The following is a 14,531-nucleotide window of genomic DNA, read 5'->3' on the forward strand; positions in this document are numbered from 1 at the left end:
CAGAGATGCAGGATATTTCCTACGCTTTTAGTCGGTAGTACGGCTTCAAAAGGGGGACATGATCGATTCAGCCAAGCAAAAAAAACACGATATCAGATTGCTTTCACGCGACTCGATCCTGCTAACCTTGCGCCGCTTTGCCTGCCCTCACCCTATAAGAAAAGGATCACGTTCATGACCAGTACCGTCACGACGGGCGCCCCGGCGAGTACGCCAGGCTTCCTGTCGAAGGAGCGCATCATCGCCCGCCCGGGCTTCAACCGTTGGCTGGTTCCGCCAGCTGCCCTGGCCATTCACCTGTGTATCGGCATGGCCTATGGCTTCTCGGTGTTCTGGCTGCCACTGTCGCAAGCCCTGGGTATCACCGCCCCAGTGGCGTGCGCGGCCGACATGGGCTTCGTGGCCCGCCTGTTCAGCGCCGAATGCGACTGGCCGATTTCCATGCTGAGCTGGATCTACACCCTGTTCTTCGTCTTCCTGGGCTGCTCGGCGGCCGTGCTGGGTGGCTGGCTGGAGCACGCCGGCCCACGCAAGGCCGGCCTGGTATCGGCGCTGTGCTGGTGTGGCGGCATGCTGATTTCGGCCATTGGGGTCAAAACCCACCAACTGTGGCTGATGTGGCTGGGTTCTGGGGTGATCGGCGGTATCGGCCTGGGGCTGGGGTATATCTCGCCGGTGTCGACCCTGATCAAATGGTTCCCGGACAAGCGCGGCATGGCTACCGGCATGGCCATCATGGGCTTTGGCGGCGGCGCCATGGTCGGTGCGCCACTGGCCACCGCACTGATGGGCCACTTTGGCAACGCGCAGGAAGTGGGGGTGTGGCAGAGCTTCGTTGCCATGGCGGCGATCTACTTCGTGTTCATGACTGCCGGCGCCCTGGCCTACCGCGTGCCGCCCACCGGCTGGAAGCCTGAAGGCTGGACTGCGCCGCTGAAAAAAGCCGGCAACACCATGGTCACCGACCGCCACGTGCACGTCAGCGTGGCGTGGAAAACCCCGCAATTTGCGCTGATCTGGCTGGTGCTGTGCCTGAACGTGTCTGCCGGCATCGGTATCATCGGCATGGCTTCGCCGCTGCTGCAGGAAGTGTTCGCTGGCAAGCTGCTGGGCAACGAGCTCACCTTCAGCGAGCTGAACGCCGCGCAGCTGGCGCAGATCGCCGCGATCGCCGCCGGCTTCACCGGCCTGCTGAGCCTGTTCAACATCGGTGGCCGGTTCTTCTGGGCATCGTTCTCAGACTACATCGGGCGCAAGAACACCTACTTCGCTTTCTTTGCCTTGGGCGTGGGCTTGTACAGCCTGGTGCCGAACATGGGCCACCTGGGCAATGTGGCGCTGTTCGTGGCGGCGTTCTGCATCATCCTGTCGATGTATGGCGGTGGCTTCGCCACGGTGCCGGCGTACCTGGCCGACCTGTTCGGTACGCAGATGGTCGGTGCCATTCATGGGCGCCTGCTGACCGCCTGGGCGGCTGCAGGGGTGCTGGGGCCGGTGCTGATCACCTACCTGCGCGAGTCGCAGTTGGCAGCCGGGGTAGAACGCGCGGCAGCCTATGACATGACGCTGTATATCCTTGCCGGGCTGCTGGTGCTGGGCTTTATCTGCAACATGCTGGTGCGGCCGGTTGCCGACAAGCACTTCATGAGCGATGCCGAGCTGGCGGCCGAGCGGGCGTTGAGCCATGACAAGGGCGCCGATGGCGCACGCTCGCTGGAGTGGAAAGCCGCGCCGGGTAGCCTGCCACTGGTGCTGCTGGCCTGGGCAGTGGTGGTCGTGCCGTTGGCCTGGGGGGTGTGGATTACCCTGCAGAAGACGGCGGTACTGTTCCATTGATGAGTGATACAGCCGGCTGAATTTGCCGGCTGTACCGGCCCTATCGCCGGCAAGCCAGCTCCCACAGGCCCACCCTACGCTTTGAGCACGGTGTGGCCCTGTAGGAGCGGCCTTGTGTCGCGATGGACTGCAAAGCAGCCCCCTTCCCTCGGTTGTATAGACCTGTAGCGCTATCAACCCCCCGTCATTGCTCGCTTTGCCATATGTCATCCGCGTTTCAAGCTGGCGCGTTCTGGGCCTATAATGGCACCCTTTTCGCCCAATGATTTTGCGGAGCTGGTGATGGTCGAACGTAAGGCTTCCGTCGAGCGCAATACCCTGGAAACCCAGGTCAAGTGCTCGATCAACCTCGATGGCAGTGGCAAGGCCCGATTCGATATCGGTGTGCCTTTCCTGGAACACATGCTGGACCAGATCGCCCGCCACGGGCTGATCGATCTGGATATCGAGTGCAAGGGTGACACCCATATCGACGACCACCATACCGTCGAAGACGTTGGCATCACCCTGGGCATGGCATTCGCCCAGGCCATCGGTGACAAGAAGGGCATCTTCCGCTACGGCCACGCCTACGTGCCGCTGGACGAAGCGCTGTCGCGCGTGGTCATCGACTTCTCGGGCCGCCCAGGCCTGCAAATGCATGTGCCGTATACCCGGGCCAGCGTCGGCGGCTTCGATGTCGACCTGTTCCAGGAGTTCTTCCAGGGCTTCGTCAACCACGCCCTGGTTACCCTGCACATCGACAACCTGCGTGGCCACAACACTCACCACCAGATCGAAACCGTGTTCAAGGCGTTCGGCCGTGCCCTGCGCATGGCGGTCACCCTGGACGAGCGCATGGCCGGCCAGATGCCGTCCACCAAAGGGTGCCTGTAAATGCAGACGGTAGCCGTAATCGACTATGGCATGGGCAACCTGCACTCGGTGGCCAAGGCACTCGAGCACGTCGGTGCCGGTAAAGTGCTGGTTACCAGTGATGCGGCGGTCATCCGCGAGGCGGATCGCGTGGTGTTCCCTGGGGTAGGTGCGATTCGCGACTGCATGGCCGAAATCCGCCGCCTGGGCTTCGACAGCCTGGTGCGCGAAGTCAGCCAGGACCGACCGTTCCTGGGCATCTGCGTGGGTATGCAGGCACTGCTCGAACACAGCGAGGAGAACACCGGCGTCGACTGCATCGGTTTGTTCCCCGGCCAGGTGCGCTTCTTCGGCAAAGACCTGCAAGAAGACGGCGAGCACCTGAAGGTGCCGCACATGGGCTGGAACGAAGTCAGCCAGACCATCCACCACCCGCTGTGGCACGACATTCCGGACCGCGCACGTTTCTATTTCGTGCACAGCTACTACATCAATGCCGGCAAGCCTGGCCAGGTGGTCGGCCGTGGCCACTACGGCGTCGATTTCGCTGCCGCACTGGCCGATGGCTCGCGCTTCGCCGTGCAGTTCCACCCAGAGAAAAGCCATACCCATGGCCTGCAGCTGCTGCAGAATTTCGTCGCCTGGGACGGGCGTTGGTAAATGAGCAGGTCAAAGACCAAGGCCCCGATCATCACCCTGGCCCCTGAGCAGGAGCGCGACGCGCTCGCTACGCTCAAACGCTTCCTCGAAGACCGTTTCGAGCTGGAGCTGGGGTCTTTCGAGGTGGCTGAGGTCCTTGAGCTGTTCAGCAAAGAAATTGCACCCCATTACTACAACAGGGCGATTGCCGATGTTCAGCTGCACCTCAAGGAGCGGTTCGAGAGCATCGAAAGCGATCTGTGGGCGCTTGAAAAAAGCTGAAAGTTGCAAGCTTCAAGCTGCAAGCCGAAGCTGGATCGCCTATCGAATACACGACGCGCATTGCTTGCAGCTTGTCGCTTGCAGCTTGTCGCTTGCAACTTGCCGCTTGAATTGACGAAGGAAAGAGCATGCTGATTATCCCCGCTATCGATCTGAAGGACGGTGCCTGCGTGCGCCTGCGCCAGGGCCGTATGGAAGACTCCACGGTATTCTCCGACGACCCGGTGAGCATGGCCGCCAAGTGGGTCGAGGGTGGCTGCCGCCGCCTGCACCTGGTCGACCTCAACGGCGCCTTCGAAGGCCAGCCGGTCAACGGTGAAGTGGTCACTGCCATTGCCAAGCGCTACCCCACCCTGCCGATTCAGATCGGCGGCGGCATTCGTTCGCTGGAAACCATCGAGCACTACGTCAAGGCTGGCGTCAGCTATGTGATCATCGGCACCAAGGCGGTCAAGCAGCCAGCGTTCGTCGCCGAGGCGTGCAAGGCCTTCCCGGGCAAGGTCATCGTTGGCCTGGATGCCAAGGACGGCTTCGTCGCCACCGACGGCTGGGCCGAAGTCAGCTCGGTGCAGGTCATCGACCTGGCCAAGCGTTTCGAGGCCGATGGCGTTTCGGCGATCGTCTACACCGACATCGCCAAGGACGGCATGATGCAAGGCTGCAACGTGCCATTCACCAAGGCATTGGCCGAAGCCACCTCGATTCCGGTAATTGCCTCGGGCGGCATTCACAACCTGGGTGACATCAAGGCTCTGCTGGACGCCAAGGCCCCCGGCATCATCGGCGCCATCACCGGCCGTGCCATCTACGAAGGCACCCTCGACGTGGCCGAGGCCCAGGCCTTCTGCGACAACTATTGAATAGGAGCGGCAAGCTGCAAGCTGCAAGCTGCAAGAGAAAAGCCGGACCGCGTACTGCTTTATCTTGCAGCTTGCCGCTTGAAGCATGCAGCTGCCCCCAGGAGCTTCCATGGCTTTAGCTAAACGCATCATCCCTTGCCTGGACGTGGACAACGGCCGGGTGGTCAAGGGCGTCAAGTTCGAGAACATCCGTGATGCCGGCGACCCGGTGGAAATTGCCCGTCGCTACAACGAGCAGGGTGCCGACGAAATCACTTTCCTCGACATCACCGCCAGCGTCGATGGCCGCGATACCACCCTGCATACCGTCGAGCGCATGGCCAGCCAGGTGTTCATCCCGCTGACCGTGGGCGGTGGCGTGCGTACCGTGCAGGACATCCGCAACCTGCTCAATGCCGGGGCAGACAAGGTGTCGATCAACACCGCCGCGGTGTTCAACCCGGAGTTCGTGGGCGAGGCGGCAGACCGTTTTGGCTCGCAGTGCATTGTCGTGGCCATCGACGCCAAGAAGGTGTCCGGGCCGGGTGAAGAACCCCGCTGGGAAATCTTCACCCACGGTGGGCGCAAGCCGACCGGGCTGGATGCGGTGGCATGGGCGAAGAAGATGGAGGGCCTGGGTGCCGGCGAGATCCTGCTGACCAGCATGGACCAGGACGGCATGAAGAGCGGCTTCGACCTGGGTGTTACCCGGGCCATCAGCGATGCGCTGGGTATTCCAGTGATTGCCTCGGGCGGGGTGGGTAACCTGCAGCACCTGGCTGACGGTATTGTGCAAGGGCATGCCAGCGCGGTGCTGGCGGCCAGCATTTTCCACTTTGGCGAGTACACGGTGCCGGAGGCCAAGGCCTACATGGCAGCGCGCGGGATCGTCGTTCGCTGAAACATTGATTGGGGCTGCTTGGCAGCCCTTCGCGGGCACGCCCGCTCCTACACTGTGGGAGCGGGCGTGCCCGCGAAAGGGCCGCAACGCGGCCCCAATTGCATCACCCGTGGTTCTTGCCAAGCAGTGCGTGATAGAGCTCGGTATCCCCCAGAATCCCCACCAGTTTGTCGTTCTCCTGCAGCACCAGCTTGTTGCCGGTGTGGTAGCGAATCTGCAGCGCTTCACGCATGCCGATGTCCGCATGCACCAGCGTCGGCCGACGCCCCAGGCCTTCCACCGACTGCCCCGGCGCCCATTGCTGCATCTCCAGGCCGTTTTGCCCTTGGCGTGCGCGCTTGATCGAGTTGCCTTCGCCCAGGTCCAGCCACGAGTCGCCGCTCGGGTCGAGGCACACCGAACCATTGACCCGTTTGCAGTTGTCCAGGCTGCGCATCAGGCTGCGGCCGCAAAGTACGTTCAGCGGGTTGGTGTGGGCGACGAAGGTACGCACGTACTCGTCGGCCGGGTTTAGCACGATTTCTTCCGGCTTGCTGTACTGGATGATCCGGCCGTCTTTCATGATCGCGATACGGCTACCCAGCTTCAACGCCTCGTCCAGGTCATGGCTGACGAACACGATGGTCTTGCTCAGCTTGGCCTGCAGGCCCAGCAGTTCGTCCTGCAAGCCCTGGCGGATCAGCGGGTCCAGTGCCGAGAAGGGTTCGTCCATCAGCAGGATGTCGGCGTCCATCGCCAGCGCGCGGGCCAGGCCAACACGTTGCTGCATGCCGCCCGACAGTTCGTCCGGCTTCTTGTTGCGCCACTGGGTCAGGCCCACCAGCTCAAGCTTTTCGTCGACCAGCTTGCGCCGTTCCTTTTCCGGCCGGCCCTGCATTTCCAGGCCAAAGCTGATGTTCTCGCGTACCGTCAGCCAGGGCATCAGGGCGAACTTCTGGAACACCATGGCAATGCGCTTGGTGCGCATCATTTTCAGCTCGGCCGGGGTGCAGTGGGCGATGTCGATGTGCTTGCCTTCATGTTCGACAAACAGCTTGCCGCGGCTGACGGTGTTCAGGCCGTTGATGCAGCGCAGCAGGCTCGACTTGCCCGAACCGGACAGGCCCATCAACACGCAGATCTCGCCCTTCTGGATGTCCAGGTTGGCTTTTTCGACGCCCACCACCAGGCCGGTCTGCTTGAGGATCTGCTCGCGAGTCTGGCCTTTGTCCAGCAGTGCCAGCGCCTCGCGTGGCTTGTTGGAAAAAATGACGTCGACGTCTTCGAAACGAATGATGCTCATGCTTCACCCCTTACCGGCAGTTCCGGTTGCTTGCAGATACGGTCGAGCATGATCGCCAGCAGCACGATCGCCAGGCCCGCTTCGAAGCCCAGGGAAATATCGGCGGTGTTCAGTGCGTTGACCACAGGTTTGCCCAGGCCGTCAGCGCCGACCAGGGCGGCGATCACCACCATCGACAGCGACAACATGATGCACTGGGTAACGCCGGCGGCGATGCTGGGCATCGCATGCGGCAGTTCGATACGGGTGAGCAGTTGGCGGCGCGAGCAGCCAAACGCCTTGCCGGCGTCCATCAGCTCCTGCGGTACGTCGCAGATGCCCAGATAGGTGAGGCGGATAGGGGCGGCAATGGCGAACACCACGGTCGAGATCAGCCCTGGCACCACGCCCAGGCCGAACAGCGTCAGGGTGGGGATCAGGTACACGAAGGTGGGTACCGTTTGCATCAGGTCGAGCACCGGGCGCATGGCGGTGTAGAACATGGGTTTGTGCGCGGCAACGATGCCCAGCGGCACACCGATGGCCACGCACACCACAGTGGCGAAGGTCACTTGTGCCAGGGTTTCCATGGTTTCCTGCCAGTAACCCAGGTTGAAGATCAACAGGAACGACAGGGCGACGAATGCGGTCAGCGACCATTTACGCTGGATGAGGTGCGCCAGGGCGGCGAACAGGGCGGTGAGGACGAACGGGTTGAACCAGGTCAAGGCACTGGTGACGCCGTGGATCATGAACTCCAGGCCCTGTGCGATGGCGTCGAAGTAATTCGCGCCGTGCAGGGTCAGCCATTCAACGAACGAGGCGATGTACTGACCCAGCGGTATTTTCTGATCGATAAGCATGATAGCGAGCTTCCACCTGCATAGATTGAACTCAACCCGGGACAGGCACGGTCCTGCCCCGAGGTAGCGCTATGGCGAATTGCGTTATTGCGTCAGCTTGGCCTTGGCCGCCTCCAGGCCGGGTTTGCCATCCACGGTAGTCACGCCGGCCAGCCAGGTGTTCAGCTTGCCTGGGTTGTCCTTGAGCCATTTCTTGGCAGCGGCCTCGGGCTTCATCTTGTCGTCCAGGACGTAGCCCATCATGGTGCTTTCATCCTTGAGCTCGAACGACAGGTTCTTCAGCAGTTGGCCAACGTTGCTGCACTCCTGCACGTAGCCTTTGCGGGTGTTGGTGTATACGGTCGCCTTGCCGAAGTCGGGGCCGAAGTAATCGTCCCCGCCGGTCAGGTACTGCATCTTGAAGCGGGTGTTCATCGGGTGCGGTTCCCAGCCCAGGAACACCATGGCTTCGCCACGCTTCTGCGCCCGGTCGACCTGCGACAGCATGCCGGCCTCGCTGGACTGCACCAGCTTGAAGCCGGCGTCTTTCAGGCCGAAGGCGTTCTTGTCGATCATGCTCTGGATGGTGCGGTTGCCATCGTTGCCGGGTTCGATGCCGTAGATCTTGCCGCCCAGCTCCTGCTTGAACTTGGCAATGTCGCTGAAATCCTTCAGGCCCTTGTCATACAGCGCCTGGGGCACGGCCAGGGTGTACTTGGCGTTTTCCAGGTTGGCGCGCACGGTGTCCACAGTGCCGGCGTCGCGGTACTGCTTGATATCGTTTTCCATGGTCGGCATCCAGTTGCCGAGAAACACGTCCAGGTCCTTGCCGGTAGCCAGCGACTTGTAGGTCACCGGTACCGAGATCATGGTGGTGTGGGTTTTGTAACCCAGTGCTTCGAGCACAACGCTGGTGGTCGCAGTGGTGACCGTGATGTCGGTCCAGCCGACATCGGAGAAACGGACCGTCTGGCACTGCTCGGGCTCGGCGGCCTGAGCCAGCAACGGTGCGGACAGCAACGCAACCAGCAACAGCGAGGGTGTACCTTTCATGGGTGGACTCCTGAGATTTTGTCTTCGGGTTCGCGTGGGTCGCCGAACGTTCTGACGGTCCGGTCGACCAGGCCTGCAGAGGGCAGGATGCGTGGCCGTGCTTTACGAGTCGCTTTCGATAATCCTCCACCGCCGGGCAATCGCCTACTGGTAGGGTCGTATCCAGTACGGAACGGGTCGTATCCAGTATGGGCGATGTCGCTTATGGATTTTTCCAACCCCTCGCCCGCATTTTTGCGTCACCAGGCCGATGGAAAACGGCGTGCCGGGCCCATTCCCCCGGTAAAACCGGTGCGGCGCTGCTGGACAAAATGGCGTCGGTTGCAGACGGCGAGGCGGCCGGTAAAAGCCCGATGATGCTGGCAATTCAAGGCGGCCCTGCTTGAGCCTAGCAGCTACCCCGCCGTGCGCATGGCGCGCACAGACAAGCCCAGCAAGAGGTGATTCGGTAATGGCCATCAGCGTGTTCGACCTGTTCAAGATCGGTGTCGGGCCTTCCAGCTCCCACACCGTCGGCCCCATGCGTGCTGGCGCCCTGTTTGTCCAAGGGCTGCGCGAGCGCGGCGAGTTGGAACGGGTACGGCGGGTCGAGGTGCGCCTGTATGGCTCGCTGTCGGCCACCGGCGTCGGCCACGGCACCGACAACGCCACCATCATGGGGCTGATGGGCGAGTGGCCAGACGCCATTGACCCGACCCAGATCGTGCCGCGCATCGCCGACCTGCGCGAAACCAATACCCTCAAGCTGGACGGGCGCCTGCCTGTCGAGTTCGTGTGGGCGCGCGACATGCTGTTGCTGGACGAGAACCTGCCCTACCACCCCAACGCCATGACCTTGATTGCCGAAGGCGAGCAGGGCGAGTTACACCGAGACACCTATTACTCGGTGGGTGGCGGCTTTGTGGTGGATGCCGCGCAGGCCGCCAGTGGTGTGCTGGATGCCGACCAGACGGTGCTGCCGTACGATTTCAACAGCGCCGCCGAGCTGCTGCAGCTATGCAAGCAAAACGACCTCAGCGTGTCGCAATTGATGATGGCCAACGAAAAGGTCTGGCGCAGTGAAGAAGAGATTCACGCCGGCTTGCGCAAGCTCTGGCAAGCCATGCAGGAATGCGTCAACAACGGCCTGAAATACGAGGGCACGTTGCCCGGTGGGCTCAATGTGCGCCGCCGCGCCGCCAAACTGCACCGCAGCCTGCAGGAAATCGGCAAGCCTAACGTGATCGGCTCGACCATGAGCGCCATGGAGTGGGTCAACCTGTTCGCCCTGGCTGTCAACGAAGAGAACGCTGCAGGCGGGCGCATGGTGACGGCGCCTACCAACGGCGCGGCGGGCATCATCCCGGCGGTGTTGCACTACTACATGCGCTTCAGCGATGAGGTGGACGAGTCCAGTGTTACCGATTTCTTCCTGGGCGCTGCGGCGGTCGGCATCCTGTGCAAGAAGAACGCCTCCATCTCCGGCGCCGAAGTAGGCTGCCAGGGCGAGGTCGGCTCTGCCTGCGCCATGGCCGCGGCCGGCCTTGCGCAAGTGTTGGGCGCGACCCCGGCGCAGCTGGAAAACGCCGCGGAAATTGCCCTGGAGCACAACCTGGGGCTCACCTGCGACCCGGTGGGCGGGTTGGTGCAGGTGCCGTGCATCGAGCGCAACGCGATTGCTGCGGTAAAAGCCATCAACGCGGTGCAAATGGCCCTGCGTGGCGATGGCGAGCACTTCATTTCCCTCGACCAGGTGATCCGTACCATGCGCGACACCGGGGCCGACATGCACGACAAGTACAAGGAAACCTCCCGCGGTGGCCTGGCGGTCAGTGCCATCGAGTGCTGATGTTTCAGTAGGTACCCAGGGCCTCTTGGCGGTTGAACCCGGCAAGAGGCCTTCGAGTTTCAAGGCAGCGCAAAATGCCTGCCAATGCTCCTTTATGGTGCACTCGAATCTGCCAATTGCCGGATGTCGTAATCAGTGTGGGGCTTGTCGGTGACACTAAACAGTGTCGTTTCTGGGCAACTGCCCCATGGCGTGTCACCAAACTGCTCAGCCGTTACCCGCACGGCGCCTAGCACGGCTGTTTGAGACAACTTGGCCAGCACATCCAAAGCCTATGATTTGCCTGACAAAGGGGTCGTTTTCAGGTTTTTTTGGATGGCCATTCAATTTCAGGCACGGCGTTTGCGTAGGTAATGGTCACCCACCCCCCGGCATGTGGCGGGGGCAATAACAAGAAAATGAGTGCCCGCCTGAGGCACATCCAGCATTTGTGTGAGGAGAAACCGCGATGACGTCCTACACCTCCGGGACCCCGTCCCAGAACCGCACAGCACCCCAGTCCATCGGGTTTCTTCTATTGGACAATTTCACCCTGATTTCCCTGGCTTCGGCTGTGGAGCCCCTGCGCATGGCCAACCAGCTGTCCGGCCGCGAACTGTACCGCTGGCACACGCTGACGGTCGATGGCGGCCAAGTGTGGGCCAGCGATGGTTTGCAGATTACCCCGGACGCGGCCATGCACAGCGCCCCTGCGATCGACACCGTTATTGTCTGCGGTGGTGTAGGCATTCAGCGCACCGTTACCCGCGAGCACGTGACCTGGCTGCAAGCGCAGGCGCGTCAGTCGCGGCGCCTGGGTGCCGTGTGCACGGGCAGCTGGGCCTTGGCCTGCGCCGGCCTGCTCGACGGCTTTGATTGCAGCGTGCACTGGGAATGCCTGGCCGCCATGCAGGAGGCCTACCCGCGGGTCAACATGAGTACCCGCCTGTTCACCCTCGACCGCAACCGCTTCACCAGCTCTGGCGGCACCGCGCCGCTGGACATGATGCTGCACCTGATCAGCCGCGACCACGGCCGCGAGCTGTCGGCGGCCATTTCCGAAATGTTCGTCTACGAGCGCATTCGCAATGAGCAGGATCACCAGCGCGTGCCGCTCAAGCACATGCTCGGCACCAACCAGCCGAAACTGCAGGAAATCGTCGCGCTGATGGAAGCCAACCTGGAAGAGCCGATCGACCTGGACGAGTTGGCGGTGTATGTGTCGGTGTCGCGGCGCCAGCTCGAGCGGTTGTTCCAGAAGTACCTGCACTGCTCGCCGTCGCGCTACTACCTGAAGCTGCGCCTGATCCGTGCCCGGCAGCTGCTCAAACAGACACCCATGTCGATCATCGAAGTGGCATCGGTGTGCGGTTTCGTCTCCACGCCGCACTTCTCCAAATGCTACCGCGAGTACTTCGGCATTCCGCCGCGTGATGAGCGCGTGGGCTCCAACACCACGCAGCAGGTGGCAATGATGCCGATTCCGCAGGCCATGACCTTGTCGCCGCACAGCGGGCCGATGGCTGCCCTGAGCCAGGCGCGTAACGAATCGACCTTTGCCAGCGTAAGGCTCTGAAACGGCACTGGCCTTATCGCCGGCAACAACTGCTTGTCGATGGCCTGGCGTACCGCCGGCAGAATCGTCGCGCTACCGGTATACATCTGTTCCACCATTCCCTTCAGGGCCCGTGCATTGGGCTCGGTCAGCCCGCGCACCACTGCCTCGCAGGCCTGCTCGGCAGTGGCCCCGGCTGGAATGTCGAACCCACGCGCCCGCAGGTGGCCTGCCAGGTCGTCCTGATCAATCAAATCCGCATGCATCATGGCTGTTGTCCCTTTTATCGCGAAGAGAGTGCTGCTGTGATTTACGACCGATTCTGTGACGCGGGCGACAGACCCGCAACAACAGAATGCCGGCATGGCTGCCATGGCTAAGAACAGGTCGTTTACGGCTAAATCCAGCGCCTTCCCAGGCCCCACACTGAGGCCATTCACGGTACCAGGGGGTTTGGTCACCCTCGTTCATGCACAGTGGATGTTGCTCGCTCTTGGCCCCGGATGCTCACGGCTTTCCGGGGTTATTTTTTGTTTTAAACCAACTGCGTGTTCCTGCACATCCATCCACCTGGCATTTTTGTCAGGTGACAGTAAAGCTGCGCTAGTGATCTGCTGAGGGTGATGAGTATCCTCAGGAGCGGCAATGTGAAAACGGCAATCTGGAACAGGATCCTGCTGGCTTCAACGGTGATGTTTTTTGGGGGATGTTCGTCCTCTGGCCCCACCGTGACTGCAGCCACAAGTACCCCAGCCCAACTGTTCACCCTTGAACCCACCCCTACGCGCAAAGGCCTGCTAGACACGGCTAGCGGCAACCTGGCCACATTGCTGGCCGACCCTGCGAACGCAGAGGTTACGCTGGTGAAGATCAACCCGGCTCTTATCAGCCAGCAAACGCAGGATTTGGCGGTGAGCTTACCGGACGGTAAAACCGCGCAGTTTCATTTACGCGATTTCACCACCATCACACCGGGTATTGACGGTTGGGTGGGCTACAAGCATTCGGCATGGAAAGCGGCCCATGCGGCATCTGCTTCGGAGATCGAAAACGATCCGCTTTACTACCTCTCTTTGGTGCGTGAGGGGGACAAGTTGGTGGGCCGCGTAGTTGTCGAAGGGCAGCGTTATCGGCTGGATTCAATCGGCTCGGGTCAGTATGTGCTGATCAAGGTTGATGAATCCAAGCTTCCTGCGGAAGGCGAACCCCTCGTCGACCCAGCAGGGCAGGCGCGCGCTGATACCCAAGGGAAAGCTCCGCTGTCAGCGCACAGCACAATACGCGTGATGTTTCTGGCCACTAATCAACGAAGGGCCAAAAGCCCGTACTATCGGCTTGAGATCGCCCTGGCGCTGTTCAATGCTAACCAGTACATGAAAAACAGCGACGTGCAGATCACATATGAGCTGGCCGGTTTTTTTGATGAGCCTTACGACGAAACCGGAAGAGATTACAAGCAGCAACTGGATGATATCCGTCTAGCCCAACCATTCGCGGGGAATGTCTTGCGCAGGAGGGAAGCGTTGGGAGCGGATATGGTTTCAATGTATTCTGCAGCGACTGCGCTATGCGGTAAGGCCTGGATTGCGCCAAGTAAAGCCCAGGCTCACTCGGTCATTAGTTGTACCGACTCGCTTGCTCACGAACTCGGTCATAACTTGGGCGCCGATCATAACTGGGAGGAAGGCAAGGGCGAGGGCAGTCCGCCCTATAAGTTTGGCTATCGCTATACAGGAACGCCCAGGTTCAGCACGCAGATGTCGTATGGATGCTCGCCAGCGTGCCCGAGGGTTGCGTACCACTCAAACCCTCGGCTGACGTACCAGGGCATTCCTCTTGGGACTGAGGCACATCATGATGTCGCGCGCCTCTTTAACGAAGCCAGGGAAAAGGTAGAGAACTTCTATCCCGTGCCGCTTGCGCCACCTATGGAGTTGGAATTTTACCCCGAAAAGAATTTTTCTGGGCGCCATTGCAGCCTAGAGTTTCTCCCCAATGACATACGCCCCAACTGCAATGAAGTACATTCGGTTAAAGTTAAGAATTTCAAAGCTGGAATGAGGTTGTGTTTCTACGCCACCGATTTTGACTTTGCCTGTTACCGCGGTTCTTACACGGGTGCTTTTCAGGTGGCGGACCTTGATGCGTCAGGCACATTGCCTGATGGGCTGGAGCGAGAAATCCCTCCTGGTAGTACACCTTTGATCGGAAAAATTCGAAATATCGTGTACACGCTGGACACGTCCGTAACTATTCAACTTTATTCTCTTGCAGACTATCGAGGTGATACCTGCACATTCCGCCTGTCCCATGGCTATGTGCGCAAGATTTCAGACTTTCCAGGATGCGATGCAGTAGCCAGCGGAAAATCACGCTCCGCGAAGGTGTACGCTTTCCCCGGTGGCAACTCCAAGCTTTGTTTCCTTAACACCGACGACCGTCGAAGTCTTTGCTTCACAGGGAGCTATCAGGGCAACTTCCAGATCAGAAATTGGGACGTGGGCAGTGATTTGCCGCAGGGGCTTGTTCGCACGCATGCAGGGGGTGGTTACATGAACGGCTCCGTTCACCGTGTTTCCTTCGGCAGGCAATAGCCCTGGTTGGATCCCCGCTGCTTGAAGGTCGTACCAGTGCAGACGGAATCAATTAGTAACCCGTCTG

12 protein-coding genes and 1 pseudogene are annotated in these 14,531 nt (G+C 60.8%); 9 read left to right on the forward strand and 4 right to left on the reverse strand.

Translation table 11 applies throughout. The annotated features are described in order from the left end of the window. Positions 1-174 precede the first annotated feature (174 nt). The 6 genes from AACG97_RS01870 to hisF all read left to right on the forward strand — a co-directional run bounded on the left by AACG97_RS01870 (position 175) and on the right by hisF (position 5,352). Positions 175-1,836 carry an OFA family MFS transporter gene (locus AACG97_RS01870; RefSeq protein WP_047150101.1) on the forward strand — a complete coding sequence of 554 codons (1,662 nt, stop codon included), beginning with the start codon at positions 175-177 and terminating at the stop codon, positions 1,834-1,836. 282 nt (positions 1,837-2,118) lie between these two features. Then, positions 2,119-2,712 carry an imidazoleglycerol-phosphate dehydratase HisB gene (hisB, locus tag AACG97_RS01875; protein ID WP_009682881.1) on the forward strand — a complete coding sequence of 198 codons (594 nt, stop codon included), beginning with the start codon at positions 2,119-2,121 and terminating at the stop codon, positions 2,710-2,712. After that, positions 2,713-3,351 (forward strand): imidazole glycerol phosphate synthase subunit HisH, encoded by a 639-nt coding sequence (gene hisH / locus AACG97_RS01880; protein ID WP_009682882.1) that lies wholly within the window; start codon positions 2,713-2,715, stop codon positions 3,349-3,351. After that, on the forward strand, positions 3,352-3,612 hold the full coding sequence (locus AACG97_RS01885) for a DUF2164 domain-containing protein (protein ID WP_009682883.1): 261 nt from the start codon (positions 3,352-3,354) through the stop codon (positions 3,610-3,612). A gap of 128 nt (positions 3,613-3,740) precedes the next feature. Then, complete coding sequence (gene hisA / locus AACG97_RS01890) at positions 3,741-4,472, forward strand: 1-(5-phosphoribosyl)-5-[(5-phosphoribosylamino)methylideneamino]imidazole-4-carboxamide isomerase (RefSeq protein ID WP_009682884.1); 732 nt, start codon at positions 3,741-3,743, stop codon at positions 4,470-4,472. 109 nt (positions 4,473-4,581) lie between these two features. Next, positions 4,582-5,352, forward strand: coding sequence for an imidazole glycerol phosphate synthase subunit HisF (gene hisF / locus AACG97_RS01895; protein WP_029886410.1), 771 nt, complete (start codon positions 4,582-4,584; stop codon positions 5,350-5,352). A 103-nt stretch (positions 5,353-5,455) separates the two neighbouring features. Here hisF and choV read toward each other — a convergent pair whose 3' ends face one another. From choV to AACG97_RS01910, 3 genes are all read right to left on the reverse strand, one after another. Next, positions 5,456-6,634 carry a choline ABC transporter ATP-binding protein gene (gene choV, locus AACG97_RS01900; RefSeq protein WP_009682886.1) on the reverse strand — a complete coding sequence of 393 codons (1,179 nt, stop codon included), beginning with the start codon at positions 6,632-6,634 and terminating at the stop codon, positions 5,456-5,458. Then, the gene (gene choW / locus AACG97_RS01905; RefSeq protein ID WP_173891635.1) at positions 6,631-7,479 is read right to left on the reverse strand and encodes a choline ABC transporter permease subunit; all 849 of its coding nucleotides are present in this window, start codon (positions 7,477-7,479) and stop codon (positions 6,631-6,633) included. Before choW ends, choV begins: the two co-directional genes overlap by 4 nt. 81 nt (positions 7,480-7,560) lie before the next feature. Further along, positions 7,561-8,508 (reverse strand): choline ABC transporter substrate-binding protein, encoded by a 948-nt coding sequence (locus AACG97_RS01910; protein ID WP_197886610.1) that lies wholly within the window; start codon positions 8,506-8,508, stop codon positions 7,561-7,563. Positions 8,509-8,959: 451 nt separating this feature from the next. Here AACG97_RS01910 and AACG97_RS01915 point away from each other — a divergent pair, with 451 nt between their 5' ends. Together AACG97_RS01915 and AACG97_RS01920 are read left to right on the forward strand one after the other, a co-directional pair. After that, the gene (locus AACG97_RS01915; RefSeq protein ID WP_009682889.1) at positions 8,960-10,336 is read left to right on the forward strand and encodes an L-serine ammonia-lyase; all 1,377 of its coding nucleotides are present in this window, start codon (positions 8,960-8,962) and stop codon (positions 10,334-10,336) included. A 448-nt stretch (positions 10,337-10,784) separates the two neighbouring features. Further along, entirely contained in the window at positions 10,785-11,891 is a 1,107-nt protein-coding gene (locus AACG97_RS01920) for a GlxA family transcriptional regulator (protein ID WP_009682890.1), read from the forward strand. Between the two features lie 14 nt (positions 11,892-11,905). Here the strand turns inward: AACG97_RS01920 and AACG97_RS01925 are convergent. Then, positions 11,906-12,139: pseudogene (locus AACG97_RS01925) on the reverse strand (hypothetical protein); the annotation flags it as partial. A 378-nt stretch (positions 12,140-12,517) separates the two neighbouring features. On the opposite strand from AACG97_RS01925, the gene AACG97_RS01930 reads away from it, so the two are divergent. After that, positions 12,518-14,464: a reprolysin-like metallopeptidase gene (locus AACG97_RS01930; protein ID WP_232555118.1), complete on the forward strand. Its 1,947-nt coding sequence runs from the start codon at positions 12,518-12,520 to the stop codon at positions 14,462-14,464. Positions 14,465-14,531: the final 67 nt, after the last annotated feature.

The sequence above is a fragment of the Pseudomonas sp. Nvir genome (assembly GCF_963778085.1).
Lineage (GTDB): Bacteria > Pseudomonadota > Gammaproteobacteria > Pseudomonadales > Pseudomonadaceae > Aquipseudomonas > Aquipseudomonas juntendi.